Annotated in this window: 17 protein-coding genes; 1 reads left to right on the top strand and 16 read right to left on the bottom strand. The window is 65.0% G+C overall.

Going from position 1 to position 20,214, the window contains the following annotated elements; all coding sequences use genetic code 11:
* Positions 1-53 precede the first annotated feature (53 nt).
* The 11 genes from FNJ84_RS03835 to FNJ84_RS03785 form a co-directional block, all read right to left on the bottom strand.
* Complete coding sequence (locus FNJ84_RS03835) at positions 54-1,292, bottom strand: glycerate kinase (protein WP_143791666.1); 1,239 nt, start codon at positions 1,290-1,292, stop codon at positions 54-56.
* Positions 1,289-2,302, bottom strand: coding sequence for a LacI family DNA-binding transcriptional regulator (locus tag FNJ84_RS03830; RefSeq protein WP_143791664.1), 1,014 nt, complete (start codon positions 2,300-2,302; stop codon positions 1,289-1,291). The genes FNJ84_RS03835 and FNJ84_RS03830 overlap by 4 nt, the downstream gene beginning before the upstream one ends.
* Positions 2,303-2,311: 9 nt before the next feature.
* Positions 2,312-3,481, bottom strand: coding sequence for a dihydrodipicolinate synthase family protein (locus FNJ84_RS03825; RefSeq protein ID WP_143791662.1), 1,170 nt, complete (start codon positions 3,479-3,481; stop codon positions 2,312-2,314).
* Positions 3,475-3,801 carry a Dabb family protein gene (locus tag FNJ84_RS03820; RefSeq protein ID WP_143791659.1) on the bottom strand — a complete coding sequence of 109 codons (327 nt, stop codon included), beginning with the start codon at positions 3,799-3,801 and terminating at the stop codon, positions 3,475-3,477. Before FNJ84_RS03820 ends, FNJ84_RS03825 begins: the two co-directional genes overlap by 7 nt.
* Before the next feature lie 4 nt (positions 3,802-3,805).
* Positions 3,806-5,401, bottom strand: coding sequence for a GMC family oxidoreductase (locus tag FNJ84_RS03815; protein ID WP_143791657.1), 1,596 nt, complete (start codon positions 5,399-5,401; stop codon positions 3,806-3,808).
* A gap of 7 nt (positions 5,402-5,408) precedes the next feature.
* Positions 5,409-6,167, bottom strand: coding sequence for a 3-ketoacyl-ACP reductase (locus FNJ84_RS03810; protein ID WP_143791655.1), 759 nt, complete (start codon positions 6,165-6,167; stop codon positions 5,409-5,411).
* Positions 6,164-7,660, bottom strand: coding sequence for a GMC family oxidoreductase (locus FNJ84_RS03805; RefSeq protein ID WP_143791653.1), 1,497 nt, complete (start codon positions 7,658-7,660; stop codon positions 6,164-6,166). Before FNJ84_RS03805 ends, FNJ84_RS03810 begins: the two co-directional genes overlap by 4 nt.
* Positions 7,660-8,778 (bottom strand): ABC transporter ATP-binding protein, encoded by a 1,119-nt coding sequence (locus FNJ84_RS03800; RefSeq protein WP_143791651.1) that lies wholly within the window; start codon positions 8,776-8,778, stop codon positions 7,660-7,662. The genes FNJ84_RS03805 and FNJ84_RS03800 overlap by 1 nt, the downstream gene beginning before the upstream one ends.
* A gap of 4 nt (positions 8,779-8,782) precedes the next feature.
* Positions 8,783-9,664 (bottom strand): carbohydrate ABC transporter permease, encoded by an 882-nt coding sequence (locus FNJ84_RS03795; RefSeq protein WP_143791649.1) that lies wholly within the window; start codon positions 9,662-9,664, stop codon positions 8,783-8,785.
* The gene (locus tag FNJ84_RS03790; protein WP_143791646.1) at positions 9,664-10,566 is read right to left on the bottom strand and encodes a carbohydrate ABC transporter permease; all 903 of its coding nucleotides are present in this window, start codon (positions 10,564-10,566) and stop codon (positions 9,664-9,666) included. The genes FNJ84_RS03795 and FNJ84_RS03790 overlap by 1 nt, the downstream gene beginning before the upstream one ends.
* Positions 10,567-10,683: 117 nt before the next feature.
* Positions 10,684-11,940: an ABC transporter substrate-binding protein gene (locus FNJ84_RS03785; protein ID WP_143791644.1), complete on the bottom strand. Its 1,257-nt coding sequence runs from the start codon at positions 11,938-11,940 to the stop codon at positions 10,684-10,686.
* A gap of 218 nt (positions 11,941-12,158) precedes the next feature.
* On the opposite strand from FNJ84_RS03785, the gene FNJ84_RS03780 reads away from it, so the two are divergent.
* Complete coding sequence (locus FNJ84_RS03780) at positions 12,159-13,181, top strand: LacI family transcriptional regulator (RefSeq protein WP_143791642.1); 1,023 nt, start codon at positions 12,159-12,161, stop codon at positions 13,179-13,181.
* A 14-nt stretch (positions 13,182-13,195) separates the two neighbouring features.
* Here the strand turns inward: FNJ84_RS03780 and FNJ84_RS03775 are convergent, their stop codons facing one another.
* The 5 genes from FNJ84_RS03775 to pbpC all read right to left on the bottom strand — a co-directional run bounded on the left by FNJ84_RS03775 (position 13,196) and on the right by pbpC (position 20,214).
* The gene (locus tag FNJ84_RS03775) at positions 13,196-14,719 is read right to left on the bottom strand and encodes an aldehyde dehydrogenase family protein (RefSeq protein WP_143791640.1); all 1,524 of its coding nucleotides are present in this window, start codon (positions 14,717-14,719) and stop codon (positions 13,196-13,198) included.
* Between the two features lie 3 nt (positions 14,720-14,722).
* The gene (locus FNJ84_RS03770; RefSeq protein WP_143791638.1) at positions 14,723-15,490 is read right to left on the bottom strand and encodes an enoyl-CoA hydratase/isomerase family protein; all 768 of its coding nucleotides are present in this window, start codon (positions 15,488-15,490) and stop codon (positions 14,723-14,725) included.
* A complete protein-coding gene (locus FNJ84_RS03765) occupies positions 15,487-17,058 on the bottom strand; it encodes an acyl CoA:acetate/3-ketoacid CoA transferase (RefSeq protein WP_143791636.1) in 1,572 nt (523 codons plus the stop codon). Before FNJ84_RS03765 ends, FNJ84_RS03770 begins: the two co-directional genes overlap by 4 nt.
* A 1-nt stretch (position 17,059) precedes the next feature.
* On the bottom strand, positions 17,060-18,058 hold the full coding sequence (locus FNJ84_RS03760; protein ID WP_143791634.1) for a Gfo/Idh/MocA family protein: 999 nt from the start codon (positions 18,056-18,058) through the stop codon (positions 17,060-17,062).
* A gap of 107 nt (positions 18,059-18,165) precedes the next feature.
* Positions 18,166-20,214 (bottom strand): penicillin-binding protein 1C, encoded by a 2,049-nt coding sequence (pbpC, locus tag FNJ84_RS03755; RefSeq protein WP_143791633.1) that lies wholly within the window; start codon positions 20,212-20,214, stop codon positions 18,166-18,168.

The raw sequence follows: 20,214 nt of genomic DNA, 5'->3' as shown, positions 1-20,214 counted from the left end.
TCGCGCATGCGCACACCCCTGACAGCGGGGCGCGTCATCCTGTGGTCTGAAGCCTAGCCCTCGATCAGGATCGCGCGGAAATCGTTCACATTGGTCAGGGTCGGTCCGGTGACGACCTGCCTGTCGATGGCGGCAAAGAAGCTGTGCGCATCATTGTCGCGCAGCGCCGCCGCAGGATCACGACCGGCCTTCGCCGCCAGCGTCAGCGTATCCGGGCCGATCAGCGCGCCGGCGACCTCGGCGGCGCCATCGACGCCATCCGTGTCGCAGGCGATGGCGTGAATGCCCGGTGACCCGTCCAGCGCGATGGCCAGCGCCAGCGCATATTCCGCGTTCGGCCCGCCAATGCCGCCGCCACGCCGGGTCACCGTCAACTCGCCTCCCGACAGCAGAATGCGCGGCCCCGTCGCCGCACGGGCCAGCGCGGCATGGGCGGTCGCGACATCGCGGGCCTCGCCTTCCAGCGCGTCGCCCAGGATATCGACCGCGAAGCCCTGTTGCCGGGCCAGTTCGGCGGCGGCCTCCAGCGACATGGCGGGGGCGGCATAGATCACGTTTTCTACCTGGGACAGGCGGGCATCATCGGGCGCAATCACGCTGCCGGGCTGGTGCAGCACCGCGCGCACGGAATCGGGCAGGGGAATCTGCCAGCGATCAAGGATCGCCCGCGCCGCATCGGGGCCGCGCGTATCGCCCACGGTCGGCCCAGACCCGATCAGCGAGGGATCGTCCCCCGGCACGTCCGAGATCATCAGGCTCAGCATGCGCGCCGGATGGGCCGCCGCCGCCAGCCTGCCACCCTTGACCCGGCTGAGGTTCTTTCGGACCACGTTCATCTCGCCAATCGGCGCACCCGAGGCCAGCAGCGCGGCATTCACGGCCTGTTTTTCGGCCAATGTGATCTGGCCCGCCGGCGCGCATAAAAGGGCCGAGGCCCCGCCCGAAATCAGCGCCAGAACGAAATCGTCCTGATCCAGCGCTGACAGATGGGCAATGATCCGGTCGGTCGCCTGAACCCCGGCCTGATCGGGCACGGGATGGGCGGCCTCGACGATCTCGATCCCGGTTGTTGGGCGGGCATAGCCATAGCGGGTGATCACCAGCCCTTCGCAAGGACCCCAGACGGCCTCGACCGCCTCGGCCATGCGGGCGCTGGCCTTGCCGGCGCCGGTGACGAATACCCGGCCCGGCGGGCGCGGCGGCAGGAAATCGGCAAGGCTGCGCATCGGATCGGCAACCTGAACCGCACGGTCGAACATCTGGCGCAGCAGCAGGGCAGGCAGGGTCGTCATGCGGTTTCTCCTGAACTTGACGCGCGCACGATCAGGCGCACGGGCTCGCGATGGACGGGCGGTGGTTTCTTGCCCTTGGTCAGCCAGTCCAGCAGCGCCGCCGCGGTTTTTTCGCCGAAGCTGGTGATGTCACAGGCGACTGAACTGAGCGGCGGCCATGTCTGCGCGCTTTCCTCGATATCGTCAAAGCCGACGATGCGGATGTCGCGACCCGGCCGGATCCCTGTTCGCGCCAGATGCGACATCATCCCAAGCGAGACGAGGTCGTTGAAACAGATCACCGCATCGACATCGGGATGTTCGCGCAGAAGCTCGGCGGCCAGTGCCGCCCCGTTATGTCGCGATGGCCGCCCATACAGCACAATGGGCTGGGCGCCGATGCGGCGCATCTCGTCCAGATAGCCCTGCATCCGCTCGGCGGTGATCGGGCGGCCCGGCAGGCCACCGACAAAGGCGATGCGCCGTGCGCCGGTCTGAACCAGATGACGGGCGGCCTGCAAACCGCCATCGCCATAGTCGAACGAGGCAAAGGGGAATTGCCCGGTATCGGGGCTGACCTGACGCAGCACCTGCAAGGTCGGCAACCCGGCCGTGGCGATCTGGGCGAAGGTCGCGGTCACATCGCCATAGCTGGGCGAGATGACCAGCGCCGAAACGCCGTGTTCGATCATCGAGGTGATGATCTTTGCCTGCACCTCGGGTTCCTCGCCCGAATTCGAGATCACCGTGGCATAGCCGCGCGAGAACAGCGACATCTGGAACGAGGCTGCAAATTCCGTGAAGAACGGGTTGCGCAAGTCGTTGATGACCAGCCCGACCAGCCCCGTGGTGCTGGATCGCAGATTGGCCGCCGCCCGGTTATAGACATAACCCACCGCCTGCATGGATCGGCGCACCTGATCGGTCGTTTCGGGCTTGATCTGGGGGCTGTTCTTCAGAACCAGCGAAACGGTGGATTTCGACACCCCCGCATGGGCCGCTACGTCCAGGATCGTCGGGCGTCGTGCCATTGTGTTCCTTTATCCCTCACCAATGCCGTGCAGGGCCAGCAGCTGGCCCATGCGCCTTTCGGCCAGATCCGGGCGCGACAGCACCCGCGCCTGATCCGCCAGCCGATAGACCTGCGCATAATGGGTGATTTCACGCGAGGACTGGAAGCCCCCCGGCATGATGAAATGCGTTTGCGCGCCGTTCAGCCACGCCAGAAAGGCGATTCCGGCCTTGTAGAACCGGGTCGGGGCCTTGAAAATCTCTCGCGACAGGGGGACCGTCGGGGCCAGAAGCTGGTGATACGTTCCAAGGTCGCCTTGTGCCAGCGCCTCCAGCGCCTGCGAGGCAGCCGGGGCAATCGCCGTGAACGCGCCCAGCAAAGCATGCGAAAAATGCGTGCCGTCGCCCTCGATCAGGGCGGCATAGTTGAAATCGTCGCCGGTATACAGCCGCACCCCCTCGGGCAGGCGGGCCCGGAAGCTCTCCTCATGCGCCTGATCCAGAAGCGAGATCTTGATACCGTCGACCCTGGCCTTGTTGGCGTTGATGATCGCCAGAACCGCATCGGATGCGGCGGCCACATCAGTGCTGCCCCAGTAACCCTTCAGCGCCGGATCGAACATGTCGCCCAGCCAATGCAGAATGACCGGCTGGCTGGCCTGCGACAACAGCCGGTCATAGACGCGGGCATAGGTATCGGCCCTGGCGCCGATGGCCGGCAGGGCGCGGGTGGCCATCAGGATGATCTGCCCGCCGGCGGCCTCGATCGCCTGCATCTGGGTTTCATAGGCGGCGATGATCGCACCCTCGTCGCGCAATTCGTCCAGCGCCTTGTGGTCGGTGCCCGCACCACAGGCCACGCGCGGTTTCAGCGGGTGGACCTTGGCGTCGGCCATGGTGCGCTCGATCAGTTCCTTCGCGGTCAGCCAGTCGACGCCCATGCCGCGCTGCGCGGTATCCATCGCCTCGGCCAGACCCAGCCCCTGGTCCCACAGCCAGTTGCGAAAACCAAGGGTGTTATCCCAATCCACGGAAGGGCGCCCGACCCATGGATCGCGTTCGGCCAGCGGGTCGCTGACCACATGGGCGGCGGCAAAGGCGGTGCGGGTCAGGGGCACGCGGGGCGCGCGCGGCGTCAGCGGCTGGCCTGTCAGCGCATAGGGTTCCAGTTTTCCTTCATAGGTCGGCAAGTTCAGCATGGGTCAGTTCCTTCAACGGGAAGATCAAAGACAAGGATGCCATCCATCCCGCCTTCGGCTGCGGCAACGATCTGGTCGCCGACGCGGCGATGTTCGGCATGTTCCTGATAGGCGGCCAGCGCGTCCCAGCTGTCGAAATCGACGGTGAAACCGTGCAGGAAGCCGCGCTCTATCTGTTCGGGGCTTTCGCTGCGCCCGGCGAAAAAGCGGCCCATTCCGGGCAGCACCGCCCGAATGCCGTCCAACTGGGAAAAGATCGCGCCGATCTGCGCGTCGGTCACGTCGGCGCGAAATCGGATCAGGACGATATGGCGGATCATCGGGTCATACTCCGTTATCGGCGCGGATCATGTCGGCGGCCTTTTCCGCGATCATGATCGTGGGCGCATTGGTATTTGACGAAACCAGACGCGGCATGACCGAGGCATCGACGACGCGCAGCCCCTCGATCCCGCGCAGGCGCAGGCGCGTGTCCAGAACCGAGCTTTCATCGCTGCCCATGCGGCAGGTGCCAGCCGGGTGATGGTCGGTCTTGGCGTTGCGGCAGGCATAGTCGAAATAATCCTGATCGGTCCGCACATCAGGGCCGGGCAGCACCTCGCGCAGGACCATCGGCTTCAGTGCATCCTGCTGCATGATCTCTTGCGCCATTTTAAGCCCGCGGATCGACATTTCGCGATCATGCGGATCGGCCCAGTAATTCGGGTCGATCAGCGGCGCGGCCTTGGGGTCGGCACTGGCCAGCCGCACCGTGCCGCGCGACCGGGGCCGCAAATAGGCAGAGTTCAGCGTGACCCCGCCATTGGGCATCGCGGCAACCCCGGCCTCGATCCCCGAGCCAAGGCCAAGGTGGAACTGAATGTCGGGCGAACGCGCGTCTTTTTCGGCATACCAGAATCCGCCGGTTTCAAACAGGCTGGACGCCACTGGCCCCTTGCGGGTCAGCAGATATTGCAGCCCGGCGACGGCCGACCACCACGGCTTTGCATAGCGGTCATAGGTATATGGCCCGCTGCATTCGGCGATGACGAACAGGTCCAGATGGTCTTGCAGATCAGACCCCACACCCGGCTGATCCAGCAACAGCGGCACGCCGACCGATTCCAGGTGATCCGCCGGCCCGATGCCCGACAGCATCAGCAGCCGGGGCGAGCCGATGGCACCCGATGACAACAGCACCTCGGCGGTGACGTGAATGATCTCTGTCCCGTTGCCGCTGGCCAGTTCGACGCCGACGGCACGCCCGCCCTCGACCACGATGCGAAGCACCTGCGCGCCCGACCGGACGGTGAGGTTCGGCCGACCTCGCGCCGGATCCAGAAAGGCGACTGAGGTTGATGACCGCCGCGCATGCTTCTGGGTCAGCTGATAAAAACCCACGCCGTCCTGCGTCTCGCCCGTCATATCGGCGTTGAAAGGGATGCCAAGCTGCCCCGCCGCGCGGAAATAGGCGTCGCAGATCGGCAAAGGCGCCGCCGGCTTCGACACGCCAAGCGGGCCGCCCTGCCCATGATAGCGGTCGTTATAGGTGTCGTTATCCTCGGATTTGCGGAAATAGGGCAGAACCTCCTCATAGGACCAGCCAGTGCAGCCCATCTGCCGCCATTCGTCATAATCCAGCGCGTTGCCGCGGGTATAGATCTGGGCATTGATCGACGATCCGCCGCCCAGCACCCGTGCCTGCGTGAACCGGATCACCATGTCGTTCATGTGGCGCTGCGGGACAGAGTTCCAGCCCCAGCTGCCGATGCCCTTGGTCATCTTCGCGAAACCGGCGGGCATCTTGTAGAACGGATGCCAGTCGCGGCCCCCGGCTTCCAACAGCAGCACGCGGGCATCGGGATTTTCCGTCAGACGCGCGGCCAGCACACAGCCCGCGCTGCCGCCACCGATGATGATGAAATCGTAATCCTGCGTCATCGCCCCCTCACAGCCTTGGAATGGACAGGCCGCCATCCACCGGGATCACGGCGCCATTGGCAAAACTCATGCGGCCCTCGGCCAGCGGCACAACGACCTGCGCGATATCGGCCGGCTGACCCCAACGCGAAGCTGGAACCAGCCCGCCTTCGATCAGCGCGGTATATTTATCCTGAACGCCGGCGGTCATCGCGGTCTGGATGATGCCGGGACGCAGTTCGAACACACCGATGCCTTCGCCCGCCAGCCGCACCGCAAACAACTGTGCCATCATCGAGGCGGCGGCTTTCGATATGCAATATTCCGCCCTCTCGACCGAAACCATCTGGGCGCTGACCGAGGTGATGAAGATGATCGCGCGATAGGCACTGGCTGGCGCAGCCATCATTCGCCGCGCCACCTGCTGCGCCAGAAAGAACGCGCCGCGCAGGTTGATATCGGTGGCGAAATCGAAATTCTCGGGCGTCAGGTCCAACATGTCGCCCCGGATGCGCGCCGGGACGCCGGCATTCTGAACCAGCGTTGTCACCGGCCCCAGATCGCCCTCGATCCGGTCCAGCAGCGCGGGAACCGCTTCAACCTGCGCCAGATCGTGCCGGAAATAGCGTGCGCCCGCGCCAAGCGATGCCAGCGCCGCCACCACGGCAGGGTCATCCGCCGGGCGTTCAGCCGCGATAACCGGGGTAAAACCAGCGCCCGCCAGCGCCTGTGCAATGCCCAGCCCGATGCCCTGCTGGCCGCCGGTAATCAGCGCAACCCTGGTCATGATCGCCATACCTTTCGCTCGATCCGGTCGGCCACGCGCAGCGCATGGGCCGCGACCGTCAGCGCCGGGTTTACCGCTGCCGAGGTCGGCAGCACGCCTGCATCCGCGATGAACAGATTGGGATGATCGTGGCTTTGGCCCCATGTATCGACCACGCTTGTCGTCGGGTCATTGCCCATCCGCGCCGTGCCGCATTGATGCGAGGGTGTGCGGCGGTCGAAGGGTTTCGACAGCACGATGGGAAAGCCCGCCTTGCGCAGCACCTGTTTCAGCTTTGCCACCAGCGCCTCATGCGTGGCCCAGTTGGAACGCTTCCAGTCCAGCACGATCTGACCGTCCTTCAGGCTGACGCGGCTTTCGGGATCGGGCAGATCCTCTGACATGGCATAAAGGTCAATGGCCCGGTCCGCGATCGGTCCCGCCAGCCAGCCGGGCAATCCCGCCGTCGCCGACAGGATCGGCCCCGATATGCGGCCCAGCAGCTGAATATTGCCAAGCGGCCGATCATCCGGGCCGCCCGACAGATAGAAATCGTTCACCTGCAAGGTCTTTTGATAGACGGTCCGGTTCTTGCGGAACGGATGGATCGCCAGCACCGCAGAACAGTTGTGGTTCATGAAATTCCGCCCGACCTGATCCGAGCCATTGGCCAGCCCCGCCGGCCGCGCGGCATCGGCCGACCCAAGCAGGATCGCGGCCGAGTTCACCGCCCCTGCCGCAAGCACAACGACCGGCGCGCTCAGCGTCTGGGTGGTGCCATTGCGGGTGACGACAACGCCCGTGATCTGCCCCGAATCGCCCGCCACCAGTCTTTCCACCCGCGTTCCCGTCATCAATTCGACATTAGAACGTTCCAATGCCAAGGCAAGCGAAACCGTCTCGGCATCCATCTTGCCGCCCGTGGTGTTGGGGAAGGCGTCCCATGGCGTCTGGCCGTGGGACAGCCAGCGGTCAATATCGACACCAAGCGGCAGGCTGGACGGATGCAGCCCAACCGACTGCAACCGCCTCCGCAGATCGGCGATCTCGGGTTCGTCGGGCACGGGCGGATGCGGGTAGGGGGCGGAATGCGGCGGTTCGGTCGGATCCTCGCCCAGCTGACCGCGCAACTGAAACATCGTCTCGGCGCGGCTGTACCACGGCTCGAACTCGTCATAGGTGACGGGCCAGCCGGGCGTGGTGCCGCCCAGATGGGTAATGGGGCGAAAATCCTCGGCGCGATAGCGGATCAGAACCGCGCCGTAGAATTTCGTATTGCCGCCGACATTATAGTAATTGCCGGGGTTGAAGGGCTGGCCTTGCCCGTCCAGCCATTGTTCATCCGGGCGAAAGCGGCCGTCGCGAAAAATCGCCACCGGATCGCGCGCGGCCGGGCTGTCGGCCAGCCTTTCGCCACGCTCGATCACAAGGATGCGGCGACCGGATGGGGCAAGCGCCGCCGCCACAGTCGCCCCGCCCATGCCCGAGCCAATGATGATCACATCGGGCTGCATCAGCGGTCGATCCTTTCTTCTGTCTGCGGATCGAACAGCACGGCCTTGTCCATGTTCACGGTGAACTCGAACACTTCATGCGGGCGCGCCTCGGCGTCGGCGCGCATCCGGGCCACGCAATCCTTGCCCGACAGCGACATGGTGACAAAGGTATCCGAACCTGCCGGCTCGGTCACCGACACCTCGTTGCGCAGAATTTGCAGGTTCTGTGCGCGCTTGTCGGCGCCTTCGGCATCGGTGATCGCTTCGGGGCGGACGCCAAGGATCACATCCTTGCCCAGATGCGACCGAAGGCCCTGCCCGTCCTGCGACAGTCGCAGCCGCAGCCCCGTGCCGCCGGCATCGGTCAGTTCGGCCGCAAGCTGGCCGTTATCCTCGACCAGCCTGGCGGGCAGCAGGTTCATCGACGGGCTGCCCATGAAGCTGGCCACGAACATGTTTGCGGGGTCGTCATAGATTTCCTTGGGCGTGCCCAGCTGCTGCACATAGCCCTTGTTCATCACCGCGATGCGGGTCGACAGGGTCAGCGCCTCGATCTGGTCATGGGTCACATAGACGATGGTGGTGCCCAGCTTCTGATGCAGTTTCTTGATTTCCGTGCGCATGTCGACGCGCAGCTTGGCGTCCAGGTTGGACAGCGGCTCGTCAAACAGGAACACGTCGGGATCGCGCACCAATGCCCGGCCCATCGCCACACGCTGCCGCTGGCCGCCTGACAACTGGCCCGGCTTGCGGTCCAGCAAGGGGGTGATCTGCAACAGCTTGGCCACATCGGCCAGCTTGCGTTCGCGTTCGGGTTTCGGAATGCCGTGCATCTCCATCCCGAAGGTCATGTTCTGGCCGACGGTCATGTTCGGGTACAGCGCATAGCTTTGGAACACCATCGCGATGTTGCGCTTGGACGGATGCACGTCGTTCACCACCCGGTTATTGATCGAGATGGTGCCGCCGGTGATGTTTTCCAGACCGGCGATCATGTTCAGCAGCGTGGATTTGCCGCAACCCGAAGGGCCGACCAGCACCAGAAACTCGCCCTCTTGCACGTCGATGTCGACGCGGTGCAGCACTTCGACGTTGCCATAGGATTTGGTCACATTGTCGATGTTGAGAAAGCTCATGAGATTATCCTTTGACCGAGCCAGCCATCAGACCGCGCACGAAATAGCGGCCCGCGACGATGTAAACGAGAAGGGTGGGCAGGGCGGCCAGGATCGCGGCCGCGAAATGGACGTTGTACTCCTTGACCCCGGTTGAGGACTGCACGAGGTTGTTCAGCGCCACGGTTACCGGCTGCGCGTTCAGCCCGCCGAAGGACACGCCGAACAGGAAGTCGTTCCAGATATTCGTGAACTGCCAGATGATGCAGACAACGGCAATCGGGCCGGAAACCGGCAGCATGATCCGCCAGAAGATGCGGAAGAAACCGGCGCCGTCGATCATGGCGGATTTCACCAGCTCGGTCGGGAAAGCCGCATAGTAGTTGCGGAAATACAGCGTGGCGAAGCCGATGCCATAGACGACGTGGACAAGGATCAGCCCCTGCACCGAACCGGCAAGACCCAGCATGCCAAGGATGCGCGCCATCGGGATCAGCACGATCTGGAAGGGGATGAAGCAGGAAAACAGCATCAGCCCGAACAGCACCGTGTCACCGCGAAAGCGCCACTTGGTCAGGATATAGCCGTTCAGCGCCCCCAGAACGGTCGAGATGGCAACCGCCGGCACGACCATCAGGATCGAGTTCAGGAAATAGGGCTTCAGCCCGGTCGCCTCGACCCCGATCTGGGCTGTCGACCATGCCGCGCCCCAGGGGGCCAGCGTGGGTTCCTTCGGCAGCGCCATCATATTGCCCGCAGTGATCTCGGACAGCGGTTTAAGGCTGTTGATCATCATGATGAAGAAGGGCAGCAGATAGAACAGCGCAAAGAAGATGAGGACCACATAGATGAAGGTCCGGGTGATGCGGCCGGTGCGGACGGCCGTGTCTTGCGTCGCAGCAGACATCACTTCTTCTCCTTCAGTTCGGCATAGATGTAGGGGACCATGATCGCGGCCACGCCCATCAGCATGATCACGGCGCTGGATGCGCCCACGCCCATCTGGTTGCGGGTGAAGGTATAGGAATACATGAAGGTCGCCGGCAGCTCGGTCGCGCGGCCGGGGCCGCCGCCGGTCAGGGCGATCACAAGGTCATAGGATTTGATGGCCAGATGCGCCAAAATCACGAAAGCCGACATGAAGGCGGGCCGCAGCAGCGGAATGACAATGCGCCGGTAAAGCTGCCAGTTCGAGGCGCCGTCGATCTGCGCGGCCTTCAGCATCTCGTTGTCGATGCCGCGCAGGCCGGCCAGAAACATCGCCATCACGAAGCCCGAGGATTGCCAGACGGCGGCAATCACCAGCGTATAGATCGCCATGTTGCGATCCTTGATCCAGCCGAACTTGAAGCTTTCCCAACCCCACAGATGCATGGTGTGTTCCAGCCCGATGCCGGGGTCCAGGAACCATTTCCACGCCGTCCCGGTCACGATGAAGGACAGGGCCATCGGATACAGATAGATCGGGCGCAGCAGGCCCTCGCCCCGGATCTTCTGGTCCAGAAAAATCGCCAGCAGCAGGCCGATGGCCATGCAGATGATGATGTAAAGGCTGGCAAAGATCGACAGGTTGATCAGCGCCGTGCTCCATGCCGACAGGCCGAACAGCGTGGCGTAATTGTCGAAGCCCACCAGATCATAGCTGGGCAGCATCTTGCTGCCCGTGAAGGACAGATAGATCGTATAGGCGATGAAGCCATAGACAAAGACCAGGATCGCCGCGACCGAGGGCGACAGCACCAGTTTGGGCAGCCAGTCCTGAAGTCGCGTGCGCAGGTCGATATCGGCCGTCTGTCGAGCCGTAGCCATTGAAGCCTCCCATCAATGGGTGAAGGTTTACGGCGCGGCAAAGCCACGCGGCGCCTTCCGGTCAGGGGCAGGGTAAGCTCCGGGGTCGCCGCCTGGGCGACCCCGGATTTGTCGGGTCTACTGCGCGGCCTCGACCGCGGCCACCAGCTCTTCCGCGGCGGTGGCGCTGTCATATTCGCCGTTGAAATGGGCGGTGATGACATCATACATCGCGTTCTTCACGGCAGCCGGGTTGGCATGGCCATGACCCATCGAGCCCAGCAGCGTGCCTGCCTCGGCGGCGGCGGCCAGCTGTTCCATGCCCTTCTTGGCGCAATCGTCGAACTCGTCGCTGGGCACATCGGTGCGTGCCGGGACCGAGCCCTTGACCTTGTTGAAGGCAATCTGGAAGGCCGGCGATTCAATCGCGGTCGCCATGGCGTTCTGCGCCGTGGCGGCGGCATCTTCGGCCTGCTTGAACATCACGAACTGGTCGCTGTTGAAGGTCACGTTGCCTTCGGTGCCCGGCACGCGGAAGCACAGGAAGTCGGTGCCCGGAACCTTGCCGGCATTGATGAACTCGCCCTTGGCCCAATCGCCCATGATCTGAAAGGCGGCCTCGCCATTGATCACCATGGCCGAGGCCAGGTTCCAGTCGCGACCCGAGAAGTTGTCGTCCACGAAGCTGCGCATCTGGGCCATCTTGTCAAAGGCCTGCACCATCTGTTCGCTGCCAAGCGCCTCGGGGTCGAGGTCGATCATGGACTTCTGATAGAACTCGGCACCACCCGTCGCCAGCACGGCGCTGTCAAAGATCGTGGCCTCCTGCCAGGGCTGGCCGCCATGGGCCAACGCGACCTTGCCGGCATCCTTGGCCGTCTGAAGGGCCGCGATGAATTCGTCCCAGGTGGTCGGCTCGGCGATGCCCAGCTCGTCCAGGACGGCCTTGTTGGCCCAGACCCAGTTGGTCGAATGCACGTTCACGGGCGCCGCGATCCAGGTGCCGTTCGGCTTGCTGAATTTCTGGATCGCCGCAGGGATCACCGCATCCCAGTTCTCGGCCGTGGCGACGGCGCTGAGATCGGCCAGAACGTCGGGCTGGTTCGCCCAGTCCAGAATGTCAAAGCCCAGCATCTGCACAGCGGTCGGCGCATCGCCAGCCGTGACACGGGCGCGCAGCGCGGTCATCGCCGCTTCGCCGCCGCCGCCGGCCACCGGCATATCCAGCCAGCCGATCCCCTGGGCTTGCAGGTCGTCTTTCAGCACGTTCAGCGCCGCTGCCTCGCCGCCGGCCGTCCACCAGTGCAGCACCTCGACATCCTCTGCCTGCGCGGTCGCGGCCAGGGCCATCGTCAATGCCATGGCCGATACGCCGGCCTTACCGAAGAATTTCATCTTGCTCCTCCCGGTTATATCAACCCCGTCTCCTCGGGGCATGCCAGATTAAAACGTTATAATCCACCGACTCGTCAACAAAAAACTTTTCGCCATCGCAGCACGGAAAGTTTAATGATTGCAGGGTTATCCGTCGCTGCGCCGCGGCGAAGGAAAATTGTTGTATCGTTGCACATTCCTGACGTAACCTCGATTCGGCAACCAGTCAGAGGTCCACCCTGCCCGAAGCGTCCCTTCCTTCCGCGACCCGAACCCGGATCACGCTGCGAACGATCGCTGCGGAAACGGGGCTGGCCGTTACAACCGTGTCGCGGGCGCTGTCCAACGATCCGCGAATCGCCGCCAGCACGCGCGCGCTGGTGGCCGAAACCGCGACGCGCCTTGGCTATGTGCCCGACCGCGCGGCGCAAAGGCTGCGCACCGGGCGCACCAAGGTCGTGCAGCTGCTGCTGAACCTCGACCACGAATTTCTCAGCTTCACGCATGAGATGATTGGCGGCCTCAGCGAGGCGCTGGCCGGGACCGGCTATTCCGTGACCCTGTTTCCAGACATCCTTGAACGCGACCGGCTGACCAGCATCCGTCAGATCGTCGAGGGCCGTTTGGGCGACGGCGTGATCTTCAACCGGACCGAGCTGTTCGATCCCCGTGTCCGCTTTCTGACCGAGCAGGGCTTTCCCTTTGTCTGCCACGGGCGCACCGAATTCACGACCCCGCATCCTTTCGTGGATTTCGACAACGAGGCTTTTGCCCGCCAGGCGGTCGAGCGGCTTTTGTCCAAGGGGCGCCGCCGCTTGCTGATCGTGCTGCCGCCCGACAAGTATTCCTTTGCCCAGCACCTGCGTTGGGGTGCTGTCGATGCGGCGCGCAAGGCGGGTGCCGATTGCGAGATCCCCGGCGACATTCATCTGGACAGCCCGCAGGATGAATCCCTGGCCTGGATGCACCGCCGCATCAGCCAGCCCGACCGGCCCGATGGCATCGTCTGCGTGGGCGAGATCGCGGCGATGATCGCCATGGCCGCCATCGAGGATCAGGGTCTTGTCGTCGGCCGCGACATCGACGTGGTGGCCAAGCGCGCCGGTCGTGTCATCGACCTGATGCGCCCGCGCTTTGACACCTTCCACGAGGATCTGCGCTTGACCGGACGCGCCATGGGCGAAACGCTGCTGCGTTCCATGGCGGGCGAGGATGCGGGCAAGCTGCAAGTGCTGCTGCCCCCCTTGCCAGATTTCCGGTAAGGCGCGGGCCGGTTTCATCCCCGGACCCAGTTATTGCGGCCACGGGCGACACGCATCTGCACGGTTTTCAGTTCCAGATATTCCTCGATCCCGAAACGGCCCAATTCCCGGCCCAACCCGCTTTCCTTGACGCCGCCAAAGGGCAGTTCTGCAAAGCCGTCCATCCAGGTGTTGGTCCAGACCGTGCCCGCCCGCACCCGGCGGGCAAAGTTCAGGCAGGTATGGACATCGCGGCTCCAGACGCCGGCGGACAGGCCGAAGGACGCGTCATTGGCCAGTTGGATCGCCTCGGCTTCGGTGCGGAAGGTCAGGACCGACAGGACCGGGCCGAAGACTTCCTCGCGCGCGATGGCCATGTCGGGCGTGACGCCGCTGACCACGGTCGGCTGATAGAAGCGCCCCGCCTCCATCGCCGGCACGGCCAGCACGCCGCCGCCGATGACGACCTTGGCCCCCGCCGCCTGCGCGCCCTTCACATAGCCGTCGATCTTGGCCAGATGATCATCGGAAATGATCGCGCCGACCTGCGTGGCATCGCTGAGCGGATCGCCGAAGGGCACCTTGCGCGACAGTTCGGCGATGCGGGCGGTCAGCGCCTCGGCCACGTCCTCATGCACGATGATGCGGCTGCCGGAATTGCAGCACTCACCGGCGTTGAAATAGATACCAAAGGTGATCGCATCCGCCGCCGCATCCAGATCGGCATCGGGGAAGATGACCTGAGGGTTCTTGCCCCCCAGTTCCAGCGACACCTTTTTCAGCGTGCCTGCGGCCGCCGCGACGATGCGCTTGCCCACCCCGGTCGAGCCGGTGAAGCTGACCATATCCACATCGGGATGGCTGGACATGATCGCCCCCACCGGATCGCCATAGCCCAGCACGATATTGCAGACCCCGGCAGGCAGACCGGCCTCTTGCAGCAATTCGCCAAGGATGACCGTAGTCGAGGGCGTCATTTCCGAGGGTTTGACAACCGCCGTGCAGCCAGCGGCCAGCGCGAAGGGCAGTTTCTGGCTGACGATCAGGAAGGGGAAATTCCACGGCGTGATCATCGCCGCCACGCCGATCGGTTCCTTCAGCACCAGCCCCAGCATGTCGGCGCCCAAGGAATTCGCGCTGTCGCCGTGGATCATCCGCGCCAATGCGGCGGCATAGCGCCAGATATCGGCAGCGCCCTCGATCTCGCCCCTCGCCTGCGCGATGGGCTTGCCGGATTCCAGCACCTCGATCCGGGCGATCCGCTCACGCTCGCGGTCGATCAGGTCGGCCACGCGGTTCAGGATCGCGGCGCGGTCCTTGCCCGATGAAAACGCCCAATCGCCCTTGTCAAAGGCGGCGCGGGCGGCGGCGATGGCCGCAAGGGTTTCCGCCTCGCCGCCCTTGGCGGAACGGCTGACCAGCACCCCATGCGCGGGCGAGATACGGTCAAAGGTTGCGCCATCCGCGCTGCCCAGCCATGCGCCGTCGATCAGGTGGCGGCCCTTGAAGGGGGCGGGCAGTTCCGCGCCGGTGGCGGCGATCAGGGTCAGGTCATTCATCGGTCATTTCCCCGGAAAGACGGGTTTGCGTTTCTCGGCAAAGGCGGCAACGCCCTCGGCCTTGTCGGCGCTGGCGGCGATCATGCCCGACCCAAGCGCCTCGATCATGGCATCGCGATCCTCGCCAACGGCGGCGTGGATCATGTATTTCGCGACCTCGGTGGCGCGGGGCGAGGTGGTCAGCAGCTTGGCCGCGATCTCGCTGGCGGTGGCCAGCGGGTCCGAGGCAATCTCGGCCACAAAGCCGCAGGCCAGCGCGCGATCAGCCGACAGCCTGCGCCCGAACAGCGCCATTTCCTTCAGCACCGGCTCTGGCAGCAACCGTGCCAGCCGCTGCGTTCCAGACCAGCCCGGCACGATGCCGACCTGCGACTCGGGCAGCGCCAGCGTGGCCCCCGGCGCCATCACCCGGATATCGCAGGCCGAGGCCAGCTCCAGCCCGCCGCCAAAGGCATGGGCCTGAATGACGGCAATCGTCGGCTTGGACAGCCGCGCCAGCCGGTCAAAGATGCGATGCCCTTCGCGCACCCAGATGCGGGCGAATTCGGCGGGGGCATAGCCGGCCCATGCCTTGATATCCGCGCCCGCACAAAAGGCCCGCTCACCTTCCGAGGTCAGCAGCACCGCGCGCACCGCATCATCGCGGTCCAGCGTATCGCAATGGGCGGCCAGTTCGGCCAGCATATCCGGCGTGAAGGCATTCAGCTTGCCCGGATTGTCCAGCCGCAAGGTGGCAATACCACCGTCAACCGTCAGGTGAACCGCACTCACAGCGCCAGCTCCATCGGCCCTTCGGCCAGCAGCGATTTCGGCATCACCGAGGCGTTTTCCGCCAGCTTTACCCGACCCTGCGAGGCGGCGACGATATCGCGCTGCGGCTCGATCCCCGGCATGATTTCGGTGGCAACCAGCCCCTCGGGCGTCAGCCGGATCACGCAGCGTTCGGTGATATACAGAATGTCCTGCCCCGTCTCGACCGCACGGCGGCCCGAGAAAGTGACGTGCTCGACCTCATCCACCATCTTGGTGAACTTGCCCGGTTTGCTGATGCGCAAGCCGTCGGCTGACAGATCGAATTCCGCCGCAGCCTCGAAGAAGCCCGAAAAGACGATCTTCTTCGCATTCGCGGTGATATCCACGAACCCGCCGCAGCCCGCCGTCAGATAGGGCTTCTTGCCTAGTTTCGAGACATTGACGTTCCCCTGAACATCCACTTCCAGAAACGACAGGAACGACATGTCAAACCCGCCGCCCTGGAAATAGCTGAACTGGTTGGGCGAGGGCACGAAACCATAGGCGTTGGACGCGCAGCCAAAGGCAAAGCCGGTCAGCGGCATGCCGCCCACCGCGCCCTGTTCGATGGCCCAGGTCACGGCCTGCTCCTCACCCGCCTCCAGCAGGATGCGCGGCACCATGGCGGAAATGCCAAAGCCAAGGTTCGCGGTCTGGCCACGGCGCAGCTCCAGCGCGGCGCGGCGGGCGATGATCTTTTCGACGCCATGTTCGGCCAGCGAAAAGCTGCTCCACGGACGCATGATCTGGCCGCTGATGGCGGGGTCGTAATCGGTTTCGGTGGTCTGGCGCTGATCGGGCGCGACGACGACCAGATCGACCAGATGGCCCGGCACATGCACGTCATGGGGGCGCAAGCTGCCTGCCGCCGTCACCCGCTTGACCTGCGCGATGACCAGCCCGCCATGATTGCGGGTCGCAATCGCCTGATCCAGACCGCCCAGATAGGCGCCCTCGTGTTCATAGGTCAGGTTGCCTGCCTCATCCGCCGTGGTGGCGCGGATGATGGCCACATCCGGCACGATATTGGGGAAATGCAGCCAGGTCTGACCCGCGAATTCCTGCCGGAAAACAATCGGTTCGGCGGCGGCGACATCGTTCATCGCACAGCCCTGCCGGATCGGATCGACAAAGGTATCCAGCCCCACGCGGGTCAGCACGCCGGGCCGGCGCGCGGCCACGTCGCGATGCATGTCGAACATGATCCCCGAGGGCACGTTATAGGCGAGGACGCGGTTTTCCACGACCATCTTCCAGATTTCCGGCATCTCCAGCGAGGACGGACCCGAAGGGTATGACCCGCCCAGAATCCGGCTCAGCAGCCCATCCTTGGCGATGTGATCGACGCCCTTCACGCCATACATGTCCCCCGCCGCGATGGGGTGCAGCGTGGTCAGGCCGCGCGGATGCCCCTCGGCATCGAAACGCGCGCCAAGGGCCTTCAGCACCGCATCCGGGCAGCCAAGCGCCGAGGACGAGGAAACCGTCACAACGGCGCCGTCCTGAATGCGCGAAACGGCCTCGGCCGCAGAAACGATCTTGCCCATCTTACAGACCCCCATAGTCGACATCAGTTCTTTGGCCGGTCTGTGCGGCCCGTGCCACGGCCTGCGCCACGGCCAGCGAGGCGACACCATCACGGCCATCGGCCGACGGGCTGGCATTGCCCGAAACGGCATCGGTGAACAGGCCGACCGCGCGTTCATATAGATTGTGGTTGGAATAGCTGACGGCTTCGCGGCCGGCCTCGGTGACCAGTTCGATCTGGCCCACGGGCTGCTGGGTCATCACGCCTTGCGCGAAGATCGACCCCTCGGTGCCGTGGATCTCGATCCCCGTTCCCGCGAATTGATGTGTGAAACTTTCATGCGCCATCACCTGCGCGCCTGATGGCATGGCCCAGACCGACATGACGCTGTCCTCGACGCCCTGACCCATGCCTGATGACGCCGACATGGCCACGACAGAAACCGGATCCTCGCCCAGATGGAAGCGCACGGTATCGGCATCATGGACGGTGATGTCGGGAATGACCCCGCCGCCCGCCGCCGGATTGTCGATGCGCCAGCCTTGCAGATGCGGCGGCAGGTGGACCGCGTGAAAGACCCGTACGCTCAGCACCGTGCCGATGCGGCCCGAGGCGATCAGGTCGCGAATCGCCAGATGGCTGCCCGCGTTGCGCAGGTGGTGGTTGGTGGCAAAGACCAGCCCAGCACCCCGCGCCACACGCACCATTGTGACGGCGTCGGCCACCGACATCGCCAGCGGCTTTTCGCAAAGCACATGCTTGCCCGCTGCGATGGCTGCCATCGCCTGCGGGAAGTGCTTTTCATTGGTGGTCGAGATATAGACCGCGTCCAGTTCAGGATCGGCCAGCATCTGTGCCAGATCGCTGTATCCCGTTTCAATGCCGTTCTGCGCGGCATAGTCCCGCGCCCGATCCGCACTGGAACTGAGAACCGAGCGGACATTGCCGCCCGTGGCACGCATCGCGCCGATCATGTGTTCGGCCGCTATGTTGCTGGCCCCGACCAAACCCCAGCGCATCGCATCTCTCCCGGCAATGGATCGTTCCAATTTTTATTAGAACGTTCCAATTTATGAGTCAACCCGTGTTTTTCAGTCAGTACGGCAATCCGGCATTTCGGTTCCGACTATCGCTGCAATACCACGTTTACCGAATCTGCACGACCCTGCACGTCAATGACCGAGAGACGCACCAGCCCGGTTTCGGGCAGGTCCAGCTCGATCGCCGATTCGTGGCGGGCGATGGCCACAGGGCGGCCGTCGGCCAGCCAGGTAAAGGGCGGCACGCCGTTGCGAACCTTGACCACCAGCCGCCCGTCGGGCGTCTCGATCCGCGCACCCTCGGGTGGAAAGGCCATTTCGGGCGCGTCCGGGGCGCGTTCGGCAAGCGCCTCGCCCGGCGGGCGGAACCGGCGCAGTGGTTCGGGCAGGCGGGCATTGGGCAAAATCAGGGTCGAGGACGGCGGCGGTGGCAGGGGCGTGCCGCCGGCGCGGGCGCGGTCGAACAGTTCGAACAGCAGCGGCGCGGCCAGATCACCGCCAAAGGCGCCCGGCACCGGCGTGCCATCGGCCCGGCCCATCCAGACCCCGCCCACATGGGCACCGTCGAACCCGACAGCCAGCGCGTCGCGATGGCCATAGCTGGTGCCGGTCTTATAGGCGATGCGGCCGGGCACCGCACCGGGCGGGGGCGGCATCTGCGACAGGATATGCCCGACCTGCCAGGCCGCCACATCGCCCATGAACCGGCGCCCGGTCGAACCGCCTCGTTCCGGCAGTGGCGACAGGGTTACGGCAATCCCGCCCTCGGCCAGACCGGCATAGGCCTGCACCAGCCCGCCAAGGCTGATGCCCGCCCCGCCGAGAGCAACCGCCAGTCCCGGTTGCCCACCCGGCACCACCAGCGGCGCGCCGGCCCGGTCCAGCGCTGCGATCAGCCGCGCGGGGCCAAGCGCATCGGCCAGCCGCACCACCGGAATGTTCAGTGATGCCAGCAGCGCATTGGCCACCGTCACCGTGCCCTGAAACCGCCGGTCGAAATTCTGCGGCGCATAGGCGCCAAAGGCGACGGGGCGATCCTCGATCAGCGTTTCGGGATGGGCCAGCCCCTGATCGAAGGCCAGCCCATAGACAAAAGGCTTCAGCGTCGATCCGGGCGACCGCAGCGCGCCCGACATCTCGACAAAGCCGGCCCGTGCAGTATTGGTCCATTCGGCGCCATCGACCTGGGCCAGAATTTCGCCCGTCCGATGATCGGCCAGCAGCATGGCGACGGTGATCTGCGCGGTCTGGCCGGCAACGGCGCGGCGGGCCAGCGCCTCGGCCGCGCGTTGCAGGCCGGCGTCGATGGTGGTGGCGATGCGCAGCGCCTCGGGACTTTCGCGATGCAGGCGCGCGGTCAGATGCGGGGCCAGCGCCGGAAAGGGGCGGCGGGTCATGGGCAGAGCGGTCGAGTTCGCGCCCTGCGCCTGTTCGGTATCCAGAAGGCCGGCGGCCAGCGCGCGATCCAGCACCCGGCGCCGCGCCGCCATGGCATTGCCGGGGTTGCGGTCGGGCTGCCGGGCGGCGGGCGATTGCGGCAGGGCGACCAGCAGTGCCGATTCCGCCGGGGTCAGGCGGCGCGGCTCCTTTCCGAACCAGGACAGGCTGGCGGCACGGACGCCCTCCAGATTGCCGCCATAGGGCGCAAGCCGCAGATAAAGATCCAGGATCTGCTGCTTGTCCAGGCGCCGCTCCAGCGCCAGCGCGACGCGCATCTGGCGAAGTTTACCGCCCCATTGGCCGGTCGGGCCTTCCTCCAGCAGCCGCGCGACCTGCATCGTCAGTGTCGAGCCGCCCGAGACCACGCGCCCGGCCAGCACCGATTGCCCGGCGGCGCGGATCAGCGCCAGCCCGTCCACCCCGGAATGCCGCCAGAAACGGTGATCCTCATAGGTCAGCAGCATGTCGACAAAGGCCGGATCGACCGGCCCCGGTTCCAGCCGCCAGCGCCCGTCGGCCACGGCAAAGGCGCGCAGCAGGCTGCCATCGCGCGCCACCACCTCGGCGCCGGTGGCAACGACCAGCGGCGGCAGCTGGGTCCGGGCGACCCAGTCATCCAACTGGTCGCGGGCGGCAGCGGTGACCAGCAGCGCCGCCGCCACCGCGAACAGCCCATGCCGCCGCAGCCAGCCCAT

This window comes from Paracoccus sp. M683 (genome assembly GCF_007096355.1).
In the GTDB taxonomy this organism is placed as follows: Bacteria; Pseudomonadota; Alphaproteobacteria; order Rhodobacterales; family Rhodobacteraceae; genus Paracoccus.
Note: the sequence above shows the minus strand (reverse complement) of the source record. Positions and strands in the feature narration are given on the sequence as shown.